General features: G+C 32.0%; 21 protein-coding genes. 12 read left to right on the top strand and 9 right to left on the bottom strand.

The features are described 5' to 3' along the window. Positions 1-44: 44 nt before the first annotated feature. From ABD940_RS15655 to ABD940_RS15620, 8 genes are all read right to left on the bottom strand, one after another. On the bottom strand, positions 45-2861 hold the full coding sequence (locus ABD940_RS15655) for a gluzincin family metallopeptidase (RefSeq protein ID WP_345205938.1): 2817 nt from the start codon (positions 2859-2861) through the stop codon (positions 45-47). 56 nt (positions 2862-2917) lie between these two features. Then, positions 2918-4297 (bottom strand): orotidine-5'-phosphate decarboxylase, encoded by a 1380-nt coding sequence (pyrF, locus tag ABD940_RS15650; RefSeq protein WP_345205935.1) that lies wholly within the window; start codon positions 4295-4297, stop codon positions 2918-2920. Positions 4298-4429: 132 nt separating this feature from the next. Continuing rightward, the gene (locus ABD940_RS15645) at positions 4430-4777 is read right to left on the bottom strand and encodes a YkvA family protein (RefSeq protein WP_345205933.1); all 348 of its coding nucleotides are present in this window, start codon (positions 4775-4777) and stop codon (positions 4430-4432) included. Between the two features lie 82 nt (positions 4778-4859). Beyond that, positions 4860-5399, bottom strand: coding sequence for a TlpA family protein disulfide reductase (locus ABD940_RS15640; protein WP_345205931.1), 540 nt, complete (start codon positions 5397-5399; stop codon positions 4860-4862). A gap of 151 nt (positions 5400-5550) precedes the next feature. Continuing rightward, entirely contained in the window at positions 5551-6114 is a 564-nt protein-coding gene (locus ABD940_RS15635) for a thioredoxin family protein (protein ID WP_345205928.1), read from the bottom strand. A gap of 18 nt (positions 6115-6132) precedes the next feature. Further along, positions 6133-7203 (bottom strand): chorismate synthase, encoded by a 1071-nt coding sequence (gene aroC, locus ABD940_RS15630; protein WP_345205926.1) that lies wholly within the window; start codon positions 7201-7203, stop codon positions 6133-6135. A 45-nt stretch (positions 7204-7248) separates the two neighbouring features. Continuing rightward, the gene (locus ABD940_RS15625) at positions 7249-8889 is read right to left on the bottom strand and encodes an LIC_10190 family membrane protein (protein ID WP_345205922.1); all 1641 of its coding nucleotides are present in this window, start codon (positions 8887-8889) and stop codon (positions 7249-7251) included. Positions 8890-8942: 53 nt separating this feature from the next. Next, complete coding sequence (locus ABD940_RS15620) at positions 8943-9485, bottom strand: YMGG-like glycine zipper-containing protein (RefSeq protein ID WP_345205920.1); 543 nt, start codon at positions 9483-9485, stop codon at positions 8943-8945. 295 nt (positions 9486-9780) lie between these two features. Here ABD940_RS15620 and ABD940_RS15615 point away from each other — a divergent pair, with 295 nt between their 5' ends. After that, positions 9781-10215: a hypothetical protein gene (locus ABD940_RS15615; RefSeq protein WP_345205918.1), complete on the top strand. Its 435-nt coding sequence runs from the start codon at positions 9781-9783 to the stop codon at positions 10213-10215. A gap of 991 nt (positions 10216-11206) precedes the next feature. Continuing rightward, positions 11207-15685 (top strand): GEVED domain-containing protein, encoded by a 4479-nt coding sequence (locus tag ABD940_RS15610; RefSeq protein WP_345205916.1) that lies wholly within the window; start codon positions 11207-11209, stop codon positions 15683-15685. A 368-nt stretch (positions 15686-16053) separates the two neighbouring features. On the opposite strand, the gene ABD940_RS15605 is transcribed toward ABD940_RS15610, so the two are convergent. After that, positions 16054-16293 carry a hypothetical protein gene (locus tag ABD940_RS15605; protein WP_345205913.1) on the bottom strand — a complete coding sequence of 80 codons (240 nt, stop codon included), beginning with the start codon at positions 16291-16293 and terminating at the stop codon, positions 16054-16056. 462 nt (positions 16294-16755) lie between these two features. Here ABD940_RS15605 and ABD940_RS15600 point away from each other — a divergent pair, with 462 nt between their 5' ends. From ABD940_RS15600 to ABD940_RS15555, 10 genes are all read left to right on the top strand, one after another. Continuing rightward, positions 16756-17085 (top strand): NINE protein, encoded by a 330-nt coding sequence (locus ABD940_RS15600; protein WP_345205911.1) that lies wholly within the window; start codon positions 16756-16758, stop codon positions 17083-17085. 370 nt (positions 17086-17455) lie between these two features. Continuing rightward, positions 17456-18748, top strand: coding sequence for a tyrosine-type recombinase/integrase (locus ABD940_RS15595; protein WP_345205908.1), 1293 nt, complete (start codon positions 17456-17458; stop codon positions 18746-18748). A gap of 51 nt (positions 18749-18799) precedes the next feature. Next, positions 18800-18967 (top strand): hypothetical protein, encoded by a 168-nt coding sequence (locus tag ABD940_RS15590; protein WP_345205906.1) that lies wholly within the window; start codon positions 18800-18802, stop codon positions 18965-18967. A gap of 60 nt (positions 18968-19027) precedes the next feature. Beyond that, on the top strand, positions 19028-19522 hold the full coding sequence (locus ABD940_RS15585) for a hypothetical protein (RefSeq protein WP_345205904.1): 495 nt from the start codon (positions 19028-19030) through the stop codon (positions 19520-19522). Positions 19523-19538: 16 nt separating this feature from the next. Then, positions 19539-19769: a hypothetical protein gene (locus tag ABD940_RS15580; RefSeq protein WP_345205901.1), complete on the top strand. Its 231-nt coding sequence runs from the start codon at positions 19539-19541 to the stop codon at positions 19767-19769. Between the two features lie 219 nt (positions 19770-19988). Next, positions 19989-20273 (top strand): helix-turn-helix domain-containing protein, encoded by a 285-nt coding sequence (locus ABD940_RS15575; RefSeq protein WP_345205898.1) that lies wholly within the window; start codon positions 19989-19991, stop codon positions 20271-20273. Between the two features lie 5 nt (positions 20274-20278). Then, entirely contained in the window at positions 20279-20707 is a 429-nt protein-coding gene (locus tag ABD940_RS15570) for a MarR family transcriptional regulator (RefSeq protein ID WP_345205895.1), read from the top strand. 244 nt (positions 20708-20951) lie between these two features. Next, positions 20952-21833 carry a hypothetical protein gene (locus ABD940_RS15565; RefSeq protein WP_345205891.1) on the top strand — a complete coding sequence of 294 codons (882 nt, stop codon included), beginning with the start codon at positions 20952-20954 and terminating at the stop codon, positions 21831-21833. Between the two features lie 196 nt (positions 21834-22029). After that, complete coding sequence (locus ABD940_RS15560) at positions 22030-25284, top strand: fibronectin type III domain-containing protein (RefSeq protein WP_345205888.1); 3255 nt, start codon at positions 22030-22032, stop codon at positions 25282-25284. A gap of 269 nt (positions 25285-25553) precedes the next feature. Beyond that, positions 25554-26288: a hypothetical protein gene (locus ABD940_RS15555; protein WP_345205885.1), complete on the top strand. Its 735-nt coding sequence runs from the start codon at positions 25554-25556 to the stop codon at positions 26286-26288. The last annotated feature ends 300 nt before the right edge of the window (positions 26289-26588 follow it).

The following is a 26588-nucleotide window of genomic DNA, read 5'->3' as shown; positions in this document are numbered from 1 at the left end:
ATATATTCAATTGATAGTTGTACAATTTTGTGCAACTATTTTTTTTAATACCAACCTCTTCTTGCAGCGTTGATGATGGAATTTAAATTTAGAACCAAGGTATATCTTATTCTTCTCGCATAATCTTTAAATCCAGGCTCAAATCCTAAAGAAGATTGAACCGGAAAATAAATTTCAAGGAAATCCGGAATGACTCTTACTTTCACACCGCTATCCCAAATAAATTTCGTCGGCTTATTTTTATTGTCGTAAACTCCAGCATCCGCATACACGTGGAAAATTTTCCAAACACTTGTATCAACATTTACAGAAGTAATCCATTTATTAACACTTCCGGGAAGGAAAGATTTAAAACCTCCGTCTGCCAAAATAAACTGTTGAGATAAAATTCCTCCTGTTGCACTTTGCCCTAAAAGATTGTAGGAAAAAGAGTAGTCGGAAACTCTGGAAATTCCATAATTGAAAGTACTGTTTCGGGTATCATTCTTTACAAAATATCCGGCAAATAATCTCAGACTTAGTTTTTGTCTCGGTGCAAATTCCCATCGATAATATCCTTCCGCAGTTACTTTGTGAAAATCTTCCATCCATTGGGTGCTTATTCCCAAACTTTTTTCATGGATACTTTGGCTGTCATTATATCCATAACCAACGCTCCAAAGATTATATTTATCATAATCGTTGTTAGCAATCATTAACGGACTCAGATCTCTTTCAAAATAATTGTAGGAAGCTGCAATGCTTCGACTCACCGTACTTCTCGGATTTTTTCTGAAATTAAGATTTGAATAAATTGAACCTTTACGATAAGCCAGATCATAATCATAATGAAAATATGAACCAGAAACGCCAAAAGTAAGACTTCGGATAATGCTTTCTGCAGGTAAAAATGAGTAGGCAACTGCTCCGGAACCCGTCAGTTTTCCTGTTCCTGTACTGTAAGTTGGTGTAAAAGAATACAAAAATTTCTGATCAAAAAAAGATTGATTTTTAAAATTAAATCCAATCAAAAATTTATCATACGTATTATTAAAGCGAACTCTCGGACTGATGTAAATTTCATTAAATTCGGGATTCGGAATGTCTTTAATCAGTTTTAATTTAATTTTCTTTGTGTTGGAAAAGAAGCCTTTAGCATACAAAAAATTATCTCTATAATTCGATTCAGGGAAAATATAATCGTCATTAAGAGTTATTTTGTAAGTATCCAAAGCCGGGATTGAAACGGTTTTTGTCTTTTCATTTTCCTCGGTTTCTACCCAATATTCTGTTGTTTTGCCATCTTTTGATGTAGTTTGTAGTTTTACAGGAATATTAGATAATGTATTTTTATTGATTTTGATATGTAAAGAATCACCTTCTTTTTTAAATCTTTTCAGTTGAAAATTAACTCTGTTTTTGTGTTGAATAAATTCCGACAAATAAGATGTTCTTTTGTCCTTTTCAGCTAATTCTTTTAAAAAATATTTTGGATCGACCTGTTTATCAGTGTTTTTTGCAATGAAACTCTGAACCAGATTGTCAAAATTCTCATATCCCATTTTGTCTGCAGAATAATTGAATAATGTTCCAGTTTCAAAATTACTGATCGCCATATCATTAAAATTACTCAGAACGGCATATCTTTCATCAATTTTCTGATCTAAGTTTTGAGACATAATATATTGATAAGCCAAACCATAACGCTCAATCAATTTTACATCAGAAGCATGGAATAATTTTAAAGGTTTTACACCGAAAATTTTAGTTTCAGGTAAAGTTCCCAATAATTTTGTGTCTGCGTAGAATTTTTTTAAATACTGAATTTCAAGATAAGATTTTAATCCACTTTTGAACCAGTGATAATTTTGCTTATCGGTAATGATACTTTCGTCTAAAACTTTTTTAGCAATAATCCCGAAATAATCGAGATCTGTATTTTCTTCAGGCGTAAATAACTGAAATCTGAATTTCAAGAAAGTAATATCATTATTTCCAAAAAAATCTTCTTTGTTTCTGAACTTTTCCGAGATAAAAATCCTTTCCGGAAGAAAGCCAATTCTTTCTTTAATGAATTTTAATTGTAAAGGAAGATAAAATTCTAAGTTCTGTTTTTCTTCAGGTCTTAAATTATATCCAAATTTCACTTCAGTATTGATTCCGTCAGTATTTATTTTAATAGAAGGATATTCGTTTTGTGAAATTAAAAATTCAGGGTCAGAATCCAGATAACCGTTGAAGGAATTCATTTGAGTCTGTGTCAAATTACTTTCAACGAAATAATTAATGGGAAGATCAAAATTTACAGTCCAGAAAGTGTTGAAACTTACGGATTCTTCAATGTCGTGATAATCTCTCTTGGAAATATTGTCCGGATCAAAACGATCCGGAACAATAAAGAAATATTTTAGTGCTATATTTTTATCAGAAGTCCCGTATCCTGTAAATTTTTTATCAGGAAGCTGAATCTGATATTGCAGCTGCAGTTTTACTTTTTCTCCCGGCTTTAAAATTTCTTTTAAAGGAAGAAAAAAACTTTCATCAGAAATATTGCTGACAGGAATTTCCTGATCAGAGCTTTTTACATTCAGGCTTAATAATTTACCAAGCTCATTTTTTTTTGCAAAATGAAGATCTGTATTTCTGTCTTCCAGTTTTCTGTAAACGAGTGAAGTTCCTCTTTTTTTATAAGCGGAAACCCAGTTTAAAAGCTTTACGGTGTTGAGATCTTTTTCAGAATTGTTATAATAAATTAATTCCTGATTAACGCTCAGCGTTTTTTTATCTGAAGACAATTTCGCTTCAATATAAATGCTGTCTTTTTGCGCAGAAACTTCTACAACACCCAAAAACAAAATAAGACAAATACTAATCCTTTTCAATATTCCTATGATAAAGTATCAAATATAACTTATTTTGCAGAAATTTCGTAATGATTTTAGTTCTGAATTGCTTTTTTTTCTAAAGAACTCAAATACGCATTCCAACCTTCATTTTTATATGTAATCGCAGCTTCTGCAGGATTTTCAGATTTATAAATTCCTCTTCCAACAATGATGAAATCTGTGTGAAGTGTTTTGAAAACATGTTCCGGAGTATTGTACTGCTGTCCTTTTCCATCACCTGAATCTGCAAGATTTACACCCGGAGTGAATAATAAAATTTCTTCAGGAAGTTCATTCTGAGAAACTCCTCCGATTACGTTTGGATGAGAAAGTACAACTTTTAATGCTTCTTCTCTATAAGAATTTGTCGTTAGAGTTCCTTTTGAAGACATGCCAATAATTGCAACAACACCTACATTTTTGAAGCAATCTAAAGATTCAAAACCTCCAATAACCTGTGAAGTCACGAAATCTGCCCAATCCGTAATTTTGAAAACTCCGCTTGTAAACTGAAGTTCTTGAGTATTTCCGATGTCTGCAAATTTTCTGTCTTCCATTAATAAGAAGTTGTGTTTTGCCGCCAAAGCTTTTAATGGAGGAATTGTTTTTTCGTATTCGAAATCAGAAAGAATATCGATGTGAGTTTTTAATGCAATAACGTGCGGACCAACTTTTTCAGCCAAATCCAATAATTCCTGAGTTGTTGTAACATCCGCAGAAGCAATTAGATTAGATTTTTTTGCTAATGCTGTTTCCAATAATTTTTTAGAAACCGAATGTTGAGCATTTTCAAATTTCTCCTGATAAGAAAGTCTTGTTTTTTCTTCAAACTGAATATGATTTCCCTGTAAGAAATCCTGAATTCTTTTTACTTCTTCGTCAGATAATTCGCCATTTTCCTGAAGAATTTCGCAAACTTCTGAAATATTAAAAAGTGTGTGAACTTTGTATCCTTTGCTTTCAAGAAGTTGTTTTCCGCCTTGTTCTCTGTCTAAAACAACAACAATATCGGCAACTTTAAGATCTTCCTGTTCAACTTCTGCAATCGTTTCGATCAAAGATTTTCCGGATGTGATAACATCTTCTACCAAAAGACAATTTTGTCCTTTCTGGTAAATTCCTTCGATTAGTTTTTTTGTACCGTAGTTTTTAGCTTCTTTTCTTTTAATAATTAATGGAATATAGCTTTCTAACGACATCGCTGTAGCCATCGGAAGCGCAGCGTAAGGAACTCCGCAGATCAGATCAAAATTATCCAAAGGAAGCATTTCCAATAAATAATTAGCCAAATTTTTCAAAATTTTCGGATCTGAAGCCAAAGGTCTTAAGTCTACATAAAATGGACTTTCAATACCGCTTTTTAATGTAAATCTTCCGAATTTGATGATGCCTAGTTTGTAGCACTCCAAAAAGAATTCTTTTTTACTTTCCATTATTTTTTATTAGATGTTGCAAATTTAAGGATTTGGAAGGGAACTGAGAAATATGACGAAATTTATTGCCCATTCATTATTCATTTTAAAAACTTCCCACAAAAAAACCATCCTTTAGAGATGGCTTTTAATTTATTTTACGATTTCGGCATCGATTATCTTCGTATTGCCTGTACTGTATTTTTGCTCAGCTTCCCAAAGCAGAAACTTATCTACTTCTCTTATCAGTTTCGGAATTGCAAGTGATAAAACTGCAAGGTCATCCAAAACTCCTATTACAGGAACTGCAACTTCCGGCAGAAGGTCAATCGGCGAGATTACATATAAAAGTCCTATCAAAGGCAAAATAATATCAATGGATCTCATGGGATAATTTCCTTTTCTCCACATTTTTACCATTCTGAAAATGTCAGGAATCTTTTTTACGAAACCTTTATGACTGATGGCTTCTTTTGCCAGGTTCAATTTTGAATACTTCATTTTTGTGTTTGAGTTTAAATAATTTTTTAACTCTGTAAATTTCGCAAATTCCGTACCAATAATCTATAAATTTTAGTTAAAATTATTTAATAATATTATCAATGAACTGATGGGTAGATTCTGTGTTCCAATCTCTTGAGGCATCTTCTTTAATTAAAATTCTTCCGTCTTTGTCTAATAAATAGGTTGTAGGAAACACTTTCGGAAGTATTTTCTCTGAAATCGGACTTTGAGCAATATAAACAGGAACGTTGTAATTATTCTCCTTTAAAAATTGTCTCACCGCATCTTCTTTATCTTCCATCGCAATCAAAACAAAATTTACATGATCTTTTCTTGTGTCATATAATTTCTGAATCGAAGGCCATTCTTTTCTGCATGGAGGACACCATGTTCCCCAAAAATTTAAGAAAACCGCTTTGTCCTTAAAAGTTTTAAGATTCGTACTCGGAACATTGATTCCTTTTAATTCAATATCGTAATCTTCATCGCTGATGTGAACGGCATTTTCAATTGTTGCAATCGGAAAGAAGGTATCCTTCAGTTTGTCTTTCACGCCCGGAACAAAAGCGATTACTCCGATGATGGCGATTAATACGAGATAAATTATGTTTTTTTTCATTTTACTTTTTAATAAAATTAATCACTCTGTTTGTCATTCCGTAGGAATCTCAACAAAATAATTAACAATAAATTTAATAAATTCAGCTTAGATTCCTACGGAATGACAAACTGAATGTAATATTGTTGATAAATAAATTAATAATTAAAATTTATAACAATTCCAAAATTTCCTGAACCGCGTCTTTTCCTCTGTTTTTAGCATAATAAATCTGCAAATCATTATAAAAATGATCTTTAGTGTAATTTTCAGGATCTGCTTTGTATTTCACTAACAATTCTTTACCATATTTTGGACGTGATCCCCAAGAATTTTTTACATTAAAATCTTTATCCAAAATAATAACTTTCGGGATAGATTCTGTTCCGTTGGTCTGAAATTGATTGATTAAACTTTTATCGCTGTCTCTAAGAAAAATTCTCACTTCGTTTTTGTCTTCAAAAAACTTAACCAAAGCCGGAACGGTAGAACTTGCATCACCACACCAAACTTCGGAAATAATTAAAATTTTTCCGTCAAAATTTTTAGATTCCAATTGCTTTAACTGGTCTTCATCGGCAACATATTTTTTTAATGTTCTGTCGATTCTCTGAAGTCCCAATTCGTAATATTGTTTATAATCGATCTCCTGTTGAGTTGCAGGATTTGCTAATCTTTGTTTTCCGATTTCAAGATATTCCTCGAAAGAAATACTTTTTTCCCAGTAATTTTCCATTACTAAAAATATTTATATTTAAAAATTATTGATATTTCTTGTTTTATTGATCAAAAATAAATCAGCCAAAACAAAAGCTGCTAAACTTTCCACCACAGGAACCGCTCTTGGAAGTACACAAGGATCATGACGTCCTTTTCCCTCTACAATTGCAGGATTTCCGTATTTGTCAACACTTTCCTGAGGTCTCAAAATCGTTGCGACAGGTTTGAAAGCCACTCGGAAATAAATATCCATTCCGTTAGAAATTCCACCTTGAATTCCACCTGAAAGATTGGATTTTGTTGTAAAATCTTCGTTGAAAAGATCGTTGTGTTCGCTACCTGTCATTTTTGCGCCACAGAATCCGCTTCCGTATTCAAAACCTTTTGCAGCATTGATATTCAGCATCGCTTTTCCTAATTCTGCCTGAAGTTTTGAGAAAACAGGTTCACCAATTCCTACAGGAACGTTTTTGATGACACAAGTGATTGTTCCACCGATCGTGTTGCCTTCTTTTTTGATCTCTTTAATTCTTTGGATCATTTTTTCGGCAGTTTCTCCATCAGGACAACGAACTTCATTGCTTTCCGTTTTAGAAAAATCTAAAGCCTGATAAGGTTTTTCACAGAAAATATCGCCAACCGAAGAAACATAAGCATTGATCTCAATATCTGACAATAATTGTTTTGCTAAAGCTCCTGCAACCACCCAGTTCATGGTTTCTCTTGCCGAAGATTTTCCTCCGCCACGATAATCTCTTAAGCCAAATTTTTGGTCATATGTAAAATCTGCATGACTCGGACGATAAGAATCCGCGATATGATCATAATCTTTTGATTTCTGATTTTCGTTTTCGATGATAAAACCAATGGGAGTTCCTGTAGTTTTTCCGTCAAAAATTCCTGACAGAAATTTTACCGTGTCACTTTCTTTTCTTTGGGTTACGATTGCGGATTGTCCGGGTTTTCTACGATCCAGTTCGTATTGAACTTTCTCAAAATCAACCGTTAAACCTGCCGGAAAATTATTAATGATTCCACCGTAAGCCAGACCATGACTCTCTCCAAATGTTGTAAGACTGAGAAGATTACCTAAAGTATTTAACATGATGCAAATTTACGGCTTTTTCTTCAGATGGAAACGCCATAAAATTTACTTCTGTTTATATGAATTGTTGATAGAATTGATAATGTTTTGTGCGTCTTTTTTTTCTTTTAAGTTTAATTTTTTCCAGATGAATCCTTTTTCGATATTTTTTTCGTCGATCATTTGAGGAAAAATTCCGGCTTTTACATCATCAAAAATATAACTTTCTGAAATTGCGGGTAATGGAGTCTCAAAATTATAAGGATACTTTTCAGAAACATTAAATTTCAAGTTTCCGATTTTATAAGAATTATAATTGTTATAATCGTAAGTTGAAGGTTTGTATAATTGTTTCATTTCAAATTTCCCCATAAAATTTCCGAGCCTGAAACTGGGTAAATAAGTTTGAAGAATATTCGGCGAAGTGAGAAATCCGATGAAAATGATACTTAAAACAGAAAATACGGTGATTGATTTTTTTTGATTAAAATAATTATAAAAGATCACAAAAAAGATCACAAAGAAGGCATCAATGAAAAATCTATACTGAGCGGAAAAAATTAAAACTAATGCCGTTTTTATTAATAATGAAACTAAGATTAAAGTGTAAATTCCTTTTTTCTTTATTGCTGCGTAACCTGTAAATATTAATAAAGATAAAATAAGGAGAATATTGATTTTAGATTTAATCCCTTTTATTAAAAACCAATTTTTAATAATATCTGTACTTGAAAATTTCTGAATTTCCTGATAAGAATACTGCATATCATAAGTCTTCAAAATTGCATACTGAGAAGATATTTTCAACACTTCAGGATTTGGTTTCCAGCTTACACCAAAATCTCCGATTGAAACAGGGAAAATTGGATAACCAAAAATGTAAATATTTTTAATGAAAAAGAGTAAAACGATTAAAATTCCAAGAATTAGATTTTTAAGATTTGATTTGACAATTAAAATAGAGTAGGAGAAACTTAAAATCGGAAGCCAAATCATTGTTGGTTTAATAGCAAATACAAAAACCGAGAAAGCAAATAGGAGAGAAGTGTTTTTATTTTCTTTTAAAATTTCATTGAGAATAATTAATGAGAAAATTATAACAGGCAAATCTGGACTTGGTGATTGTGAAAATAATAGTAAAACGGGAAGAAAACATAAATGAATCCAGTTTTTATTCTCTATTATATATAAGGTATAAACAATTAATAAAATTGAATTGATTCTTAAAAATGGATCTGAAAAATTTGAAAATCCAGCCTGAAAAATATGCCAGATCGACATTTGTCCTAAAGTAAGATCAAGATTTGAAATTCCTTTTATCAAACCAAATTCTGTGAGCCATTTTATCGATGGAACATAATACCCGAAATGATCTAATATATAAGGATAGAAAGATCCGCAAAATAAAATAACAAGTGAAATTATAAAAATTAATGAAAATTCTTTCTTCGAAAACGTATAAAATTCTTGGGATAATTTATCCTTAAAAAAATAAACCAATCCTATTAAAATCGTAGGAATTTCTACATAGATATTTGACGGGATAAAAAATGCAATTATTGTCCAAAATAAGCTGATTCCCAAAATTCCATGTAAAATCTTTCCTGAAATTCCGGCAATTAATATTCCTGAAAAATTTTCTACAATTTTCCCTAATCCCATTAAAACAGGAAGGAGTAAAACCGTCGAAAGAAGAATTAAAATCATAAAAAAAGATTGCCTAAAAATAAGCAATCTTTCTCTGTTATCGTGAAAAATAATTAATTACGTGGCTGAACACGACCGCTTTTTCTATCCTGCGATCTACCTAAAGTATAACCTGTAGCACCTCCAATGACACCACCAATTGCAGCACCGGCTCCAGGACTTTTTTTGTTAACAATAGCACCCAACGCGGCACCACCTACAGCACCAATGATGGTACCTTTTGCAGCTTCACTCATCCCTTTTTTCTTAGCTGTGGTTTGAGATGAAGTTCCGTTACTTGCAACCGATCCACTGTTTGAACTTTGGCTTGGTCTGTCTCTATAAACTGTATGTGTTTCTCTTATTACCTGTGGTCTTGCATTGGCAGCTGCTGTTTGAGCTTTTTGAACTTCTATCGTACTATCGGCTTTTTTCTGAGCTTCGTAAGCCATTTTTTCTTTTTCGATGGCTAATTTCTGTTTTTCAATTTCCAACTGTCTCATTTGGAACTCCATTTTCTGTTGTTCCAAAGATTGTTCGGCTATCTGATCATCTTTTTTATTACAGGCTGCCAATAAAAAAACTGACAATAATCCTGTTAACACTATATTTTTCATAATTCAAATTTTAATAAGGATGTTAAGTCAAGTTGACTTTGATTTTATAGTATTTCCAATTATGAAGCCAAGCTTTAGTTAAGTAATGTTAAAAAAGCTAAAAAAGTATTAAAAAGTAGATTTATTGATGTTGAATTAGAAGTGAAATGGAAGAATTTTTAATTAAATAAATGTATTGCTTTTTGTCTGAACTTACTTTCTAGAAGCTGATGTAAGATGTAACCTTTCGTTAATTTTCCCTTCTTATTGAATTAATATTAATTATCTAACTTTGATTCTACCAAATTACATTATTATGAAAAACCCAATTGTAAAAATCCTGTTTTTTACAGGTATGGCGCTTGTTGCAAGTTCTTTTTCAGGAAAAGAAAATGATACTCAAAAACATGAAAAGATCCCGAGAGAAGTCTCAAAAGCGAAAACATATAATATTCGTTACGGACTTCTTACAAAGAGTGGGGTAAAAACTCTTTCGGGAAGTTATGATGTAGGAAGTTTTGTGGCTACAAATACAGTAACCGGAGAAACTTTCGAAACTTATGCGGGAGGAGGAATGCAGTCTTTGCCGAAGTATTTTGATGGTCTTCCAGCGGGAAATTACACCTTCACAGCCATGCAGGGACAAGGTGGTTGGGTAGGATATGGATCTGTAACGGCTGAAGTTTCAGATGCGAAGATAGATGCGGATGGTTATGTAACTGTTTATGTACCTATCGCTTGGGAAGAATAGATTTGTTTTATGTCGTAGTGCAGTTTAAATTCATTTACAGTGTTTTTGATATGTTTTATTTCATAAAAACGATTCTTATTCATTGAAATAAATTTATTAAAACCTATAAATAAACTGAAAACGACGTATCAATGGACAATTTTGATTTTTCTTTAATTTTAATGCTAACTATTTTGCTTATCTCATTATTGCTTGTTATCTTTGGACTTTCTCGATTTCTTCAAAAGAGAAGTTATAAATCCGGATTTTTACATTACAATGATCATCCACACTGGAAGAAATATTGTAAAACTAAAATATAGCAGCATTTGCTGCAAACAAGCTCTGTTCAGAGCAATCTGAATAGATTTTTTTTCATCATTTGTGTTTTTACGGCCTCCTGAAAGGGAGGCTATTTTATTTGTATGTATCTGAAATTATTTGCTTTCTGTGTTATAATTCGGTTTATAGAAGTATTGGTTTTTAGGTCTCTGTTTTGAGAGGATTTTATTTTGAGTTATTTTAAAATTTATTGAAAATATAATTTATTTGAATTGAATTTTAGCTTTTGTAAATGCTTATAGTTTGTCAATTTTTTATTAAATAATAATAATTTAAAAGTTTGAGAATTGTTTAATTCATTTTTGATTAACAAATTGAAATCTCGAATATTATTAATCTGTTGACTTTTATGCTTTCAAAATAAATAACAGATACTAAAATTAAGTGCAGAACGTTTATCTTAAAACATGTATATATTCGTGTTTCAGTAAATTCTATATTGAAAATTATAATAATTTCTGTAAAAAACATTGTAATTTATACTATATATTATCAAAAAACGAATTAGATTTGCAATAACTAATAATAAATTTTTAGCCTATGATGAATTTTTTTACTTTTTTTCAACTTCATGACAAACGCAATCTTTTGAATGTATTAATTTCAAAGGATTATTCTCTAATTAAAATTTATAACTTTCATATCCTTAGAGGATCTAATATCTACTAATATGAAGAAAATTCTATTATTTTTTTTCTTGGCGCTTTCATATATAGTGAATGCACAAGTAAGTTCCTACAGCTTTGCACAGTCGTCGGGAACTTATACTCCTTTGCCAAGTACAGCGACAGTACTGGCAACAGCAACTGCTAATACGGGTGCAGCTTCGTTGGACAACGTTGTTTATCCCGTAACTCTTCCTTTTGCGGTTTCATTTAATGGAAGTAATTATACTTCTTTAAATGTTTCCACTAATGGTTTTATTACTTTTGGTGCTACGACTCCCGGAACTGCTACTTACAGTCCGATCTCAAGTACTGAAACATATGCAGGTGCAATATCTGCATGGGGAAAAGACCTTAATACTATTTTTAATCTTGGGTCTACAACTGGTAACATCAGTTGGAGTGTTGTTGGGACTGCTCCTAACAGAGAGGTTGTAATACAGTGGGCTGATTTCAGACCTGCTTATTCTACGTCTACAACTGCTGTTTATACTTTGTCTTTTCAAATCAGACTTAGAGAAACTACAAATACTATTGCTATAGTATACAAAGGTGGCTCGAATCTGGTGGGAACTACTTCTGCAAGTGGTACTATTCAAGTAGGATTAAGAGGAGCTACTAATGCTGATTTTAATCATAGACTTAATGCTACAACTGCATTGTTTACGAGTTCAACATTAGCAACTGCAAATACAAGCACTCAGTCATTTAATACTACAGCTGCTACACCAGGAATGCCAACGGATGGTTTAACTTATACTTGGACTCCGCCATCTTGTTTTGGTCCGTCTGGTTTTACTTCTACGGGAGTAACGGCTTCAAGTGCTACTGTTAGTTGGGCTACACCTTCTACAACTCCAGCTACTTATGATATATATTATAGCACAACTACAACTGCACCTACAACTCCACAGGTTACTGGTATTGCAGGAACAAGTACAAGCTATATAATTCCGGGGTTATCTGCTAACACAACATACTATATCTGGATTACGGCAAATTGTAGTTCAACTGCTAAAAGTGCATTGGTAGGGCCAATTAGTGTTTACACAGGATATTGTACTCCTACCGGAGGTTCATCTTCAACAAGTTATTATTTAAACAATATTACAACTACAGGAGGATGGACAAACCTAGCTTATACAGCTTCTTCACACCAAGGGTATGTAAACTCACCTGCAACTGTAATCAGTTCACCAGGATATAGTGTTGTTACAAACTTGGCTTCAGCTGGAGGTGGTACATATTATTACTATGTATGGGTTGACTGGAATAATGACCTTGATTTTAATGATCCAGGTGAAACTATTTTAGCGACAACTACATATACTGCAACAGGAACTGCAACAATTGCAATACCTGCAGCACAACCATTAGGAAATTATAGAGTTCGTACATCGTCTTCTTACATTGGAGCTGTTACAGCTTGTGGACCTGCATCATACGGAAACTATGTAGATTTTACATTATCTGTTGTTGCTCCTCCTACATGTTTACCTCCAACAGGTTTAACGATTACAACTACGACAACAAATAGTACTACAATCCAATGGACGGTTCCTACTCCGGCACCTACAGGTGGATATGACGTTTATTATAATACGACAGGTGTAGCTCCTACTGCAGCGACTATTCCTCAGTATACAGGTGTAACGGGACCTAGTCAGTTAATCTCTGGATTAACTTCAAATACTACTTATTATATTTGGGTAAGAGCTAGATGTAGCAGTACTGATATTAGTTATTGGTCTGGTCCTCGTACAGTTTTCACAAATTATTGTGCTCCTACGGGAGGTTCATCTTCAACGAGTTATTATTTGAATAATATTACAACTACTGGAGGTTGGACAAACCTAGCTTATACAGCTTCTTCATATCAGGCTTACGTAAACTCTCCTGGAGTTGTATTGAGCTCTCCTGGATTTAGTGTTGTTGCAAACTTAGCATCAGCTGGATCAGGTACTTATTATTATTATACATGGGTTGACTGGAATAATGACCTTGACTTTAATGATCCGGGAGAAACTATTCTAGCTACAACTACATATACTGCAACAGGAACTGCAACAATTGCAATACCTGCAGGACAAGCGTTAGGAAATTATAGAGTTCGTACATCGTCTTCTTATATTGGTGCTAATACAGCTTGCGGACCTGCACCATACGGAAACTATGTAGATTTTACATTATCTGTTGTTGCTCCTCCGACATGTTTACCTCCAACAGGTTTAGCTATTGGAGCTACAACAACAAACAGTACTACAATCCAATGGACGGTTCCGACTCCGGCGCCTGCAGGTGGATATGATGTTTATTATAATACAACGGGTGTAGCTCCTACTGCAGCAACTATTCCTCAGTATACAGGTGTAACAGGACCTAGCCAGTTGATTACTGGATTAGCTACAAGCACAACTTATTATATCTGGGTAAGAGCTAGATGTACAGGTACTGATATTAGCTATTGGTCTGGTCCTCGTTCGGTTTATACAAATTATTGTGTTCCGGCAGGAGGTTCGTCTTCAACATCTAATTATCTGAAGACTATTACAACTACAAATGGTTTTACTAATTTAAATTATACAGCTACTACATATAGTGCATATGTAAACAATTCTGCTACTAGTTTCTCTGTATTGCCAGGTGGAGTAGCAAACGTTTCAATGAATGCCGGAACGAGCACATACTATTATTATGTATGGATCGACTGGAACAATGATATGGTATTTGATACAGCTACTGAACAAGTATATTATTCAGGTGGTTATGTCAATTCAGTTACTAATGCACCAATTACTTCTGTAGGTCACCCTTCAGGTTCTTACAGAGCGCGTTTTGCGGCATCTTATATTGGTACTGTTACGCCGTGTGGACCTGCTCCTTATGGAAATTATGTAGACTTTACATTTGTTATTAAACCTTGTTCTACTACAGCTCCTACGAATGTTTATGTAGACGCAATTGCTCATAATGCAGCGACTGTACATTGGACAGCTTCTACAGACAATCTTGGTTTCAAAGTATATTGGAGAAAACAAGGGGTGACGACAGGATGGCCAAATTCATCTACAGTGTTAGCGCCACCTACGAACAGTTATATTATGACAACAGGTTTAGATCCTGCTACTACATATGAAGTAATGGTAGTTGCGGTTTGTAATAGTACTGAAGGAACAGCAACACCTAAAGTATTTACGACAAGATGTGATCCTACGCCTCCAAACGTAACGATTAGTAATATTGGTACTACTTCTGCTTTAATTACTTGGTCGCCATTGGCAACAAGTTCACATTATTTCTTGAGATATAGAATCGTAGGAAGTGGAACTGCTGGATGGAGCGCAAATATTGCTTTGCCTTTAGCTCCTGCAAACACTTATACGCTTGGTTCATTAACTCCATTAAGTGTTTATACTTCATATGAAGTTCAGGTTGCTAACATGTGTGATAATGAAACTACATTAAACACTTGGTCTAATCCTAAAGTATTTACTACAGAAAGAACTTGTGATATTGCTCCTCCGGGATTAACGATTACAAATATTACGACAACTACAGCTCAGGTTACTTGGGATCCTTTCCCTGGTGCTACATATATCTTAAGATATAGAAAAGTAGGTATTCCAAGCTGGACGACTGTTACATCTAATACAAATACTATTACATTAACAGGTTTATTAGAATTAACTCAGTACGAAATGCAGGTTGCAAACGTTTGTAGCGGAACTCCTGGAACATATACATTACCATATTTGTTCACTACACCAACAGTAGTTTATTGCCAATCACATTCTACGGCTTCTAATTCTGAATATATTTCAAAAGTTACCGTTACTCCAAATGGTAAACCTGAAATGATAAATACATCTTTGGCTTCAAATTATACAGATTATACAGGCGTTACTACTACGTTTATCGAATTAATCCAAGGTTCTTCGAACAACAAAATCACAATCGATAAAAAACTTACAGGTAACTCAAATGCAGGAGTTGCTGTATGGATTGATTTCAACAGAAACGGGTACTTTGATATCAACGAAAGAATATTAGTTGCAGGATCAAATACCGACCAAACTGTAAGCGGAACATTCACTGTACCTACAGATGCTTTCATCAGCATGACAGATTACAAATATGTTGTAATGAGAGTTGCGATGCAGAAAGACGGAATTCCTGTAAACTGTGCAAACTTCCCGACAGGAGAAGTAGAAGATTACACAGTAAGAATTTCTAAACCGATCGTTCCGAATCCAATCAATCAAACAGACATCTTGATTTATCCTAACCCGGTAAAAACAGTAATGTATGTTAAGAACGTTAGCAACAGAGCTAATTATAAGATTTACAACTCTGCGGGACAGATTGTATCATCAGGAATTATCTTAAACAATAAGATTGATGTACACGCATTAATCAATGGAGTTTATGTAATTGATATTGACGATGCAAAAGGAACTGCACAGAAGAAATTTATCAAAGAATAATCATTAATTGATAATTGAAAATAGAATAAGCTCTCATTTCTGAGAGCTTATTTTTTTATATATGCTAAATTTTTTTTTAACATTTGTTAAATGATTGTTTAACTTTTTGAAATATGTATTGACGTTTATTTATTCCCAGTATCAAAGGATATTTTGGCTAAAACACATCATTAACACCTTTTTAATTTTTGATAAAAATTGTTAATTGATTTAATTTATATTACAAATAGACCCATATAAAACATACATTTCTTAAATTTGCAGTCACTCATGTTTAATTTGAGTTTTCATGGTTATTAGTTTTTAATCCTCGTAGAAATACGGGGATTTTTTTATTCGTGAAAAATATATAGTTTTTCTTATCTGAATTATAAAACTTCCTGAACTGAATTTTTCGCAAAAAGGAATACTTTGAATTGAGAATCACTGCTGTATGTTTTACAGCTTTCGTCAAAAAAAGAAGATGGTGATTTTCGGAACTCATCCATATATTTTTGTCCTTCTTCTTTTATGGCAGGAATGATAATGTAATCGTAAAGAGTTTTTGTGAATTCACTTGAGTTTTTTAAAATGTTTTTCTTGTGTTTTAGTGCTTCGTTAAATGTCATGATTTTAGTTTGTGCAAATTTAATCAATATTGTGTGAAAAATTCAAAAAAAACAGCACCAAATTATAGATCTAAATCATAAATTTTCAAAAAAATAATTTGATACATTTATAATGATTCTCATATTTAAATGAGTTTTCATGATTATTAATTATCGTAGAAATACGAAGACTTTTTTATTGTTTGTGACCGGGGTCATAAAAGTTTCTATTCATTACTTTATATTTTTACACCAACAATAACACATATTTATTCTCAGTAAGTTTGCCTCTCACTATAAGGGGTTTTTATTTTGATAATTGTAGTCGGAGATGATAAAGTTGATTTTGTCTTAATTTTGTAACGGTCAAATTTCTATTTGTTTTAAACAGTTTTTTTACTTTTCAGACATCTGTGAAGGTAATGTATAGGAAACCTTTTATAATAGTTTAAAATTCACTTTCTTTGTGGAAAATTATTAACGATGAAGGATAAAATTACCGCAGGGCTTTTTGCCTTACTTTTAGGCGGTTTCGGTGTTCATAAATTCTATTTAAATAAACCTGTGCAGGGAATTATTTATATTCTGTTTTTCTGGACTTTTATACCTGCGCTTATTGCTTTAGTGGAAGGAATTATTTATTTAACGATGGATGATAATACATTCAACCTAAAATACAACGAAGGTCGTTCTAAGCCAATATCGTTCAGTAGTAACGTTGATGAGCTTGAAAAACTGGCAAAACTTAGAAATAGTGGTGCGATCTCTGAACAGGAGTATAATACTTTGAAGGAGAGAATGTTTAATTTATGATAACTTTCTAAGCTAATAAAATAGAATCCTTACCATTTTTTGGTGAGGATTTTTTTTAATTAAATACAATTTGTTTGTGGATATTAGTATGGAAATTTTAATACTAAAATTATTGTCGGGAAAATATCGGGAAACAAATAAATAAAAAACCTCTAATCTTTGATTAGAGGTTTTTACTAGGTGCATATCGTACCTAAACAAAAACATTTCATACATTCGAATACTTTATTAAAACACCTTTATTACGCTATTATAAGGGTTTTTGAATGTTTTTAAATATCATGAAGTTTTATTTAATTGCAAAAATGTAGACACAAATGTAGACACATATAAAAATAATTTCTATCTTCGTATTGTTCAAAATAAGTAAATGGCTACGATTAGATATTATTTGCGTAATAAGGCTGCAAATTCAAAAATACAGGTTCAATTGTCTATCTCAAGAGAATTGAAATTACGTACATCTACGGATCTCGTAGTGAATCATATTGATTGGAGTTCTGATACTAATCTTCCAAAACAAAACAATCCGGAAAATAAAATCCTTACTAAGCAATTAAGAGAATTATCTAATTATTTACTCAATGAGTATAATTCAGATTTTACTGCGGGTATAATATTCGATACAAATTGGCTTAAGGAGAAGCTAAACAAACAGTTTAACCGAATGGATGAAAAGGTAAATGATAGTATCTTCTTAAATTATCTCGCTGGTTTTATTGATTTCAAAAAAAGCATTGCTTCTTATACAGATTGTACAATTCGAAAGTTGAACAATTTAAAGGATCGTTTTGCAGCTTACGAGAAAAAGAAAAAAAAGCACTATTTAATTGAAGATATTAGTGGAAAGATATTAATTGACTTTAAAAACTACCTCATCGTAGATTGCGGATTAATGGAATCAACAGCAACACGATTTATCAAAAACTTTAAGACCGTAATATTTGATGCCCGAAATAATGGAAAACAAATACATCATCAAATTACCGGGTTTTCTGCAGGGAATACAAACAGTGAATATAAAGTTTTCTTATCCTTTGAAGAAATAGGAAAGATCAAGGACATCGTGACTTTAAATGAAGATTGGAATAAAGCTAAAGATTGGCTTATTTTAGGCTGTTATTTAGGGCAAAGAGCAAGTGATTTGCTTCGAATGAACAAACGTATGATCTATACAAAAACAGATTCAGAAGGAAATTCGTTTCGATTCCTTGAAATTACACAACAAAAGACAGGTGAGAAGGTTGTAATACCTTTACATGATGAGGTTGAAAATATACTTAAAAAATATAATGGTGATTTTCCTCCGGTATTTGCAACTAATTCAGGTTCTAATTCAGCATTATTTAACCGTCATATAAAAAAGATTTGTGAATTAGCTGGAATTCATGACATGGTAAAGGGAAAAGTGTATAATGAAAACACAAAAAAGAATGAGATTGTAGAAACAGAAAAATGTAAATTGATTTCTTCACACGTTTGCCGTCGATCCTTTGCAACAAACTTCTACGGAAATAAAATGTTTACTACACCTCAACTAATGTCGATAACCGGACATAAATCAGAACACATGTTTCTTCAATACATAGGAAGAACTGCAGATGATTGGGCGATGCAGACAGCGAAAACATTTAGGGAAATTTCAAATCAGAAAATATCATGAGTAATAAAGAATTGTCAAAATGACTAAAAAAAAGCACAAGAACTTATTCAAATGTGTGATCAGTTTGAAGAGTATACAATATCATTTACTGCCTTTGTTAAAGCTGAAATGAACGCTTATCTGGGTGGTGTGGGAACTGCCCGCGGTAAGCGAAAATCAATCTCAAAAGAAAAAGTTGAATTGGAAGCCAAAATAAGAGCACAGTTCAGAAGAAAATAAAAAAAGGCTATCCGTTGCAGCGGAGAGCCAAAGTTGAACAAATAAATATTTATTCGAATTATGGGAACAAAAGTACAAAAAAAATCAGATGAGGTAAAATTGAATAATCAACCATTTCCTGCATTGAGAAACATTGAATTAATAAATGGAAAATCAGGCTATTTTGATAGATTCAGAAGTGGTCTTTTAGATTTCACTTCAGTTTTAGATCATTACAATTGGAATTTTAATGATGATAAAGAATTGCCTCATTTTCACAGTCTTGGTTTGTCAATGACTGATTTAGATAGAGCCGGAGCAATCAGCAAATATCAGAGATTCTGTATTATAAAACTATCATCTATTCTTTACGATGCAAGACTATTATATGAAAATAACATAATAAGCTTTTCTGAGTTACGTAATATTGTAGCAAGAGTTAAGAAAGATGCTTACAAAAGATTTAAATCTATCGAAAAGTCTCATGCAAAAAATGAATTAAAGAATCAAAAATTAGATTCTGATTCTTTATTGATTTTACAGGCAAAATTAGCAATTCTAGAAAATGAAAATTGATGTTTCAACACTTAAAATGATTACTGAAGCTAGCTTATCAGTAGTCCCTGATGCAATTGAACAACTTGAAAAATATGACGACGATTATGCTAAATGTCTAATAAAGGTTTTTACAGACTTTCAAAATCATAAATCTTTTGAAAAAATGAGAAATGATTATAATGAGATTGATAATTCTTTCAATTATAGTCTTTACGGATTTAACGTAAACGCGTGTATTCAGGAAGTTATTTACCCTGCAATTTAATTTTTAAGCAATCAATAAGCAGAGAAATTTACGATCAGGATTAAGATTATTATCCGCTTCACATTTTGTGAAGCGGATTTTTTTTATTTAAATATTATCAAAATAGACTTTAACAATTGGGTAATAGATAAAAAGTATTAAAAATTAAAAAGTTGCATCAGCAAGACCAATTATAGACCTGAATACCTTTGAAACAGAATAAAACAAAAAAGAATTATAATGAAGACAATTCAATTTGTCGGGACATCGGATTCCGAATTATTACAAAGGTTTAAGGATGAAATTATTCCTGAATTAAAATTACAACTTGCAAAAGAGTTCCAGCCTAAAGAGCCGGATGAGTTTTTAACAAGAAATGAAGTTTGTGAACTTTTAAAAATCGATCTAAGTACGTTGCATAGATGGAGAAAAGACGGTATGATTCCTTCGTATGGCTTTGGTAATCGTGTTTATTTCAAAAGAAGTGAAGTAGAACAAATTATTAATAAAAATAAACTTAGTTAATAATTATGGCGACAATCACACCCAGACAGGAAGCGTATCTTAAAATTAAAGATACAATAACAGAAAGAATGAACGAAATTTTATCTGTTATAAAAAGGATCCAACCATGTACATACGAAGACATTGCCGACGAATTAAAGACAAGAACGAATTTAGTCACAAATCGACTTAATGAATTAGAAAAGACAGGTTTAATACGTGTATCAGATAGAATAAAACAAAAAGGAAATACCCGAAGTCTTTTCGTTGTCTGCAATGAAGATGAAACAAAAGAATTACAAGAAAAATTCTTTTTAAAATACCGAACAGAAAAAGAAGAATTGGAATCAGCATTTCTTCAAATACAAGACAATCCGGCAGCGAAAGACGTTATAAAAAGACGTGTTACCTATTGTAAATACAAACTGCGATTACTAAATAAATATGCCATTTAAGAACAAAAAAAAGGAGCCATTAGGTTCCCTCGTGTTCAAAATATGTGATGGCGACAACCGATCACAAAGCAAAGATAGGAAAATAATGCTTGATAATCTCAAATTTTCAATAACCGATCAGAGTATCGTACAAAGATTATTAGGTTTTGCGGAAAAGGAAATGATTTCTCGTAAACCTCAGAATAACAATTATGTATGCTATTCTAAGTTTGGTGCTTTAATGAGGTTTGATTTCCGTAAAAGTATGGAGAACGGTGTTTTGATCGGTTTTAGACACGTTGAGGTGTCAATTAGCCCGCATTACCACTTTAATAACTATTTGCACAATGGAAATGATTTTAAGCCTTTAAACTGCTTAAAAGCCTTAGAAGATATACTTACACTATTGCAGATCAGAAAAGCGGAATTTGATCTATTAAAAGTGGTGAATATTGAATACGGCTTAAATCTAGTTCCAGGTGTTGATATTAAAAACCTCATCGATGGCATTTCTTTCCATAAACGAACGTCTTTTATAATTCCAGATCTAACAAAACCCTATTTCAAAATCACAGATGCAACAAAGTATAAGCAAATTAAAGCTTATGCAAAAGGTCTGCAGTTTATTGATTATCCGGAATATGAAATTGATCTTAATACTTTTCGATTTGAGATAAAGAGTAAGCAAAGTAAATGTATTTCGAAAACCGGAATAAGAACCGTAAAAGATCTTTTTAATGAAAAAGTCTATGATGAATTGCTTCAGTCAATTTTGGATGAATGGGAATGCGTTTTAGTAGTAAATAATTGCTTACAAAATACACCGTACTTAAAAGAAGCAACTCAAGGAGACTTTTGGATAAAAATAATGGATGATAAGCACCGAATTAAATTTATTAGAGAAAGGGAAAAGTATTACAAAGAATTAACAGTAAAAAACAATTTTCATCACCAAATAAAACTGCTAATTATTGATAAAGTTACATCATTTCAAAATGTAACGAATTCCACACAGAAAATATCGATGAATAGGGAAAAAGTTAATATTAGGGGAAAACCATCTCCACTGATAAACTTGGAATCCGTTACAAACAGCCAAAATATTAGTAAGAATAATAGGTTTGGTTTCGGGACCTCATCAATATAGATGAAAAATAAATTTTGGGGTCAAAAAAAATAAATAATGGAATTTTTTGAGTCCATAAAAAGAAAAGAATTGACCGTTTCTCTTACCCATAAAAAATAGAGAAAAAGATCCGTTTTCTTACACATAAAAAAAGAATTACGAACAATGTATGTAAAGAGATTTTAATAAATAAAATTTTAACAAAAAAAAATAAATTATGATTCCAATAAGTCAATTAGCCTATCAAATGGGCGTTAAAAAAATATTTAGATTAGTTGTTCCCGATGGAGAATTTCAGGGAGAATACGAAATTATCGATCAGCCTGAAGGATGGGAAGAAGTCGATTCTGTAATTAATATGGATGAGGTTAATTTTAATATTACCGATTTTATTATTGGTGATAATTTGAAACTTAAGATCTCCGAGTATACTAATAAGAAAATCTTTGATTTGATCCGGAATGTTTACCGTGTTCACGGCGGCGACGGAAGAATAATATTCAAATGGATTGCTGTTAAAAATGGTATTGAATATGATCTTCTTGGAGATAATTTCGAAATTAACATGAATAAAGATAATGAGTCTTTTGATAAATCAATGATGTTGAGAGAAATCGAATTAATCAAAGCTGAATCGCAAAATAAATTCATCAACCGTCAGGAAACAACAATTGATCTGTTTGCGGTCAAAGATTTAGATAATAAAGATATAACCCCTGCAGTCGCAAAAACTATCGGATATAAAAGAGGGGAATCTACGTTGACAAATTTTTACGCTTATAATATTACACAACATCCAATAGCTAAATATTCATCAAGTGAAAAGTTCTTTGCTTTTACAGTTGCAAATAGGGAATTTGGAACAAATACTAATGAAGATTGTGGGAGAGATAATTATAAAGAGGTTCAAAGTGGAAAATGGTATAATGATTTAGATCCATTTGTTGAAACTGCAACTACTTTAACTCTTTTCAAATTACAGTTATCTAATTTTAAGGTAAACTGCTATACGCCTGGAAGAAATGTATTTCCTAATGTTAGACTTAGGATTGTTTATAGAAACGGTGTTAATCAGGTAGCCTACAAAGATTTAGTTACATATACAGAAGTCTTATCTGGAACTTCCGGAACAGAACATTATAGTCAAATCACAGTAAATGATACAACTTTTGAATTAGATAATGTTCAGCCAAATTGGAATGTGAATTTTCAGGTCATAGATCTTGACGGACATGATTTTTTAATGACAAATCTAAATGATGATTGTACGATAAAATTAACTACAAATATCGAACTTCCTTTAGTTAGGACAAAAGGCGTAAGATTAATCGATGCTTTAAATCAAATTGTAAAGAGTTCCACATCTTCTGAAATGTCAGCCATTAGCAATTATATAGGTGATGGAGGAATTTTTTATAATTCAGCGATTGCCACAGGAATGTATTTGCGTGGACTTCCTGAAGTTTATTTAAGCAATAAATTAAAGACAAATTTTAAAGATCTGTTTGATGATGGAATTTCGAAAATTATTCCGATGGGTTACGATGTTTTGTCTGATAAAGTAATATTTGAAGATTTGAGATATTTCTTCAAAGATATTCAAAGTTATGATTTGTCACAAAAAGAATATTTGACAGAAGATTTCAAAAAATACAATGATGAAGATCTGTCATATAACACTTTATTATTTGGCTCTAAAAAGATCTCGACAAAATCTCAGAATGATATTAAAAACTTTGTCACAACTTCCGAGATTACTACAACAATTACAAGTAAGAAAAATAAGTTTGATAAACAGACTAATTTGATCATTGATGAATATAAAATTCAGGAGTTAATAGATGATCAAACCAACCAAACAAATGACAATGATGACGATTTAGTTTTAATTGATTTGGTTGAAGTTGAAACTTTGACAGATGAAGGTGTTTTTGAAGATTGTGAACATTTGAACGAAAACGGGAACTTAGTACTTAAGTGCATTGCAAGACCTTTTGACACAACTATGATTGAAGTAGGATCATTGATAAAGATTAAAGAAGGAAAAAATGTAAATAATAATTCAACCGGTCCTTTTTATACTGTTTTAGCTATCACAGATCGTAAATTAAAATTAAGTAAAACATCACAAATCGAAACGGGAAAAGTTGACACTTTGATAACTTATACTTTATCCAATTTTACTAAGAATAGAACAAACGAGGGTTTTTCTGATCCTATAGAAATACGGAATCTTAAACTAGCGACAAACGTTAGACACAATCCAAAATATCAAACGTTTAGATGGTTTCCGTGGTTCGGTTCCGGATTACGGAAAAAACCGGGTACGGATATTTTAAAAACTACCAATTATAAAAATAATTCTTCTGCATCTGTTAAAATAGTTCCGCCGGAAATGGCTAATGAATTACAGGGGCAAATTGTAACCGGAGCGGATGAGACGTTGCAGCATTTTAGAGATCAGGCAACATCATTGTTTTCCGGAGAATTGATTGAGATTTCTTATAGACAAATCAGATTTGGTCAATTTATAGATATTTTCAACTTTTGGAGATATGGAATTGATAATGATAGAAATAAAAGCCGCGGTTATATAACTTGTAATACTCCTTTGGGATTATACGACGTTTATCCTTTTGGCAAAGAAATGTTTAAACATAGTCCCAATGACAACATATTAACGATAAAAGGAAAAATTAAAGGAAAGCATGTTGAAAATCCTGTTTTATTAACGGTTAATCAGGTTGATAAAAATACAGTTTCTTTAACATGGGATTACGTTATAGATTACGTTTATCCTGTGATAAAAATTCAGTATTCTTTAGATAGCTTCAATTGGACCACAGTCCATGAGGTTAATGATGTAAAAACGGTAACTTTCTCTAATCCTATCTTTGATACAATTCTTACAGGTGAAAACGTTCATTTCAGGATAATAGTTTCAACGGCTGATTATTACAATAAAGTTTCCAATGAATTAAGTCTCATTTGGCAGTTTAACGACTGGATTTTGAAGGAAATCTCAAGAAGTGAAAACACAAATTGCGGCTATAGTTATCTGACTTTTGAAGTAAGAGGAACTGTTAATTTGGAAATAACTTGGAATTATGAGGATAATCCGGGATCAGGAAGTTATTCTGTGATTGATTCAGTTGCGGGATTGCCTATTGCTTCGTTTGCCAGTCTTCCGGGAATAGGAGAAACTGATCAGCAAATTATTTCACTTTCTCTAACGAATGAAATAAGAGCGTTTTATGTTCAGTTAAAAAATGCTGATTCAATTGTATTTCCCTACGATAGACCTTTGAATTGTACAACGGGAAATCACACAATTTCAGTCTTGGCAAGTTTGGGAATTGAATTAAAGGATTTAGCAACAGACGATATTACTAATATTTCATTAAATACATTGACAACGAAAAAATATTTCTATCGACCTCCTAATCCAGGAGGAGGCGTTGAAATACCTTAATTTTTTACGGTATCAAGATTGGTTACAAGTCCAAACGAAATATTAACCTCAGCTTTATTTGCTGAGGTTTTTAAATGCGTATAATCAATTAAAATGAATAAAATCGAAACGGTACGCGCGTGCGCACGCGAGGGAATATTGATTTTTTGAATATTCCACTATCTGTTCACGCGTGAAAAGGATTAAAAAAATTGGCTTATTTGATTGAGGTTGAGGTTTTCCGTAAAGATAAAATATTATATATCTGTATATTGCGGAAAACTTTTAACATGAGAAATTTTATTTATTCTGCATTTCTAATTTTGAGTTTTAACTGCATTTCAGCTCAAGAAAGTGAGGATATGCAAAAACTTTCTTCTTTGATAAATAAAATAAAAAGTAATATGGATAATCCTTCAACACTTGATTCAATTGTTGTCGAAACAGAAAAAATTTACAAAAAATCAAATAGTCTTACAGTTAGAAATACTTCTAAGCAATTAATAGCACTAGCTGTAGATTCCAAAAACATAAGATATACTTCCAAGCCAATTATAGTAAATTTCGAATCCTTAGATAAAGATATTCAGAGAAAGTATTCATATAAATTTGATAAATTTAAAGATACGGGATTTATAGAAGTAAAAAGAGCGAGCCAAAACAAAATAAAGGGTTATCTGGTTATCAAAGAAAATAAAATTATGCTGAGATTAGTCACTTCGTATTCAGGTAACGAATGGCTTTTTTTTGACAAAGCAATATTTTTAATTGATGGGAAAAATTATCAGTATGATACACCATCTCCAAGAAGGGATATTTCTTCCGGCGCAAGAGTTGAAGAAACGTCTGATCTTGGAGTAAATGAAAATATGCTAACATTAATGAATGCAATAGCAAACTCAAATTCTAATTCCAAAATAGAATATAGACTAACAGGCGATAAATATTCTGATGCTAAATTAACAGAGAATGAAAAAGAGTGTATAGCATTAGTTCTTGACTTATATAATAAAATGACTAATTAGCATATATAAAAAGTTAATTGGTAAAATTAAAGGGTATTAATTTGATTCTTAAGTATAAATAAATGTGAATTTACGAACTCTGTATGTAAAGGACAAAGGAAAAGGAAACAATACGCGCACGCGCGAGGGAAACAATCTTCAGCAAAACGCAACTTTTTAGCTAAAATTATAAGACTAAAATAAAAATCCCCAGCCAAACCCAGGAAAATAATTTGAAAGGTATATAGTGGATTGATAAAAATTCTTTTCAAGTTTTATTCCGTTTTCGGATTTTTTGTATATTCGGAAAACTAAATTAAG

The organism is Chryseobacterium ginsengisoli, from assembly GCF_039542325.1.
In the GTDB taxonomy this organism is placed as follows: domain Bacteria; phylum Bacteroidota; class Bacteroidia; order Flavobacteriales; family Weeksellaceae; genus Chryseobacterium; species Chryseobacterium ginsengisoli.
This window is presented reverse-complemented; position numbering and strand designations above follow the sequence as displayed.

What these genes read in the sequence shown, in the direction of transcription:
- pyrF (WP_345205935.1), bottom strand. Translation starts at nt 4,297, where the DNA reads ATGGAAAGTAAAAAAGAATTCTTTTTGGAGTGCTACAAACTAGGCATC.
- ABD940_RS15645 (WP_345205933.1), bottom strand. Translation starts at nt 4,777, where the DNA reads ATGAAGTATTCAAAATTGAACCTGGCAAAAGAAGCCATCAGTCATAAA.
- ABD940_RS15640 (WP_345205931.1), bottom strand. Translation starts at nt 5,399, where the DNA reads ATGAAAAAAAACATAATTTATCTCGTATTAATCGCCATCATCGGAGTA.
- ABD940_RS15635 (WP_345205928.1), bottom strand. Translation starts at nt 6,114, where the DNA reads ATGGAAAATTACTGGGAAAAAAGTATTTCTTTCGAGGAATATCTTGAA.
- aroC (WP_345205926.1), bottom strand. Translation starts at nt 7,203, where the DNA reads ATGTTAAATACTTTAGGTAATCTTCTCAGTCTTACAACATTTGGAGAG.
- ABD940_RS15625 (WP_345205922.1), bottom strand. Translation starts at nt 8,889, where the DNA reads ATGATTTTAATTCTTCTTTCGACGGTTTTACTCCTTCCTGTTTTAATG.
- ABD940_RS15620 (WP_345205920.1), bottom strand. Translation starts at nt 9,485, where the DNA reads ATGAAAAATATAGTGTTAACAGGATTATTGTCAGTTTTTTTATTGGCA.
- ABD940_RS15615 (WP_345205918.1), top strand. Translation starts at nt 9,781, where the DNA reads ATGAAAAACCCAATTGTAAAAATCCTGTTTTTTACAGGTATGGCGCTT.
- ABD940_RS15610 (WP_345205916.1), top strand. Translation starts at nt 11,207, where the DNA reads ATGAAGAAAATTCTATTATTTTTTTTCTTGGCGCTTTCATATATAGTG.
- ABD940_RS15605 (WP_345205913.1), bottom strand. Translation starts at nt 16,293, where the DNA reads ATGACATTTAACGAAGCACTAAAACACAAGAAAAACATTTTAAAAAAC.
- ABD940_RS15600 (WP_345205911.1), top strand. Translation starts at nt 16,756, where the DNA reads ATGAAGGATAAAATTACCGCAGGGCTTTTTGCCTTACTTTTAGGCGGT.
- ABD940_RS15595 (WP_345205908.1), top strand. Translation starts at nt 17,456, where the DNA reads ATGGCTACGATTAGATATTATTTGCGTAATAAGGCTGCAAATTCAAAA.
- ABD940_RS15590 (WP_345205906.1), top strand. Translation starts at nt 18,800, where the DNA reads ATGTGTGATCAGTTTGAAGAGTATACAATATCATTTACTGCCTTTGTT.
- ABD940_RS15585 (WP_345205904.1), top strand. Translation starts at nt 19,028, where the DNA reads ATGGGAACAAAAGTACAAAAAAAATCAGATGAGGTAAAATTGAATAAT.
- ABD940_RS15580 (WP_345205901.1), top strand. Translation starts at nt 19,539, where the DNA reads ATGATTACTGAAGCTAGCTTATCAGTAGTCCCTGATGCAATTGAACAA.
- ABD940_RS15575 (WP_345205898.1), top strand. Translation starts at nt 19,989, where the DNA reads ATGAAGACAATTCAATTTGTCGGGACATCGGATTCCGAATTATTACAA.
- ABD940_RS15570 (WP_345205895.1), top strand. Translation starts at nt 20,279, where the DNA reads ATGGCGACAATCACACCCAGACAGGAAGCGTATCTTAAAATTAAAGAT.
- ABD940_RS15565 (WP_345205891.1), top strand. Translation starts at nt 20,952, where the DNA reads ATGGAGAACGGTGTTTTGATCGGTTTTAGACACGTTGAGGTGTCAATT.
- ABD940_RS15560 (WP_345205888.1), top strand. Translation starts at nt 22,030, where the DNA reads ATGATTCCAATAAGTCAATTAGCCTATCAAATGGGCGTTAAAAAAATA.
- ABD940_RS15555 (WP_345205885.1), top strand. Translation starts at nt 25,554, where the DNA reads ATGAGAAATTTTATTTATTCTGCATTTCTAATTTTGAGTTTTAACTGC.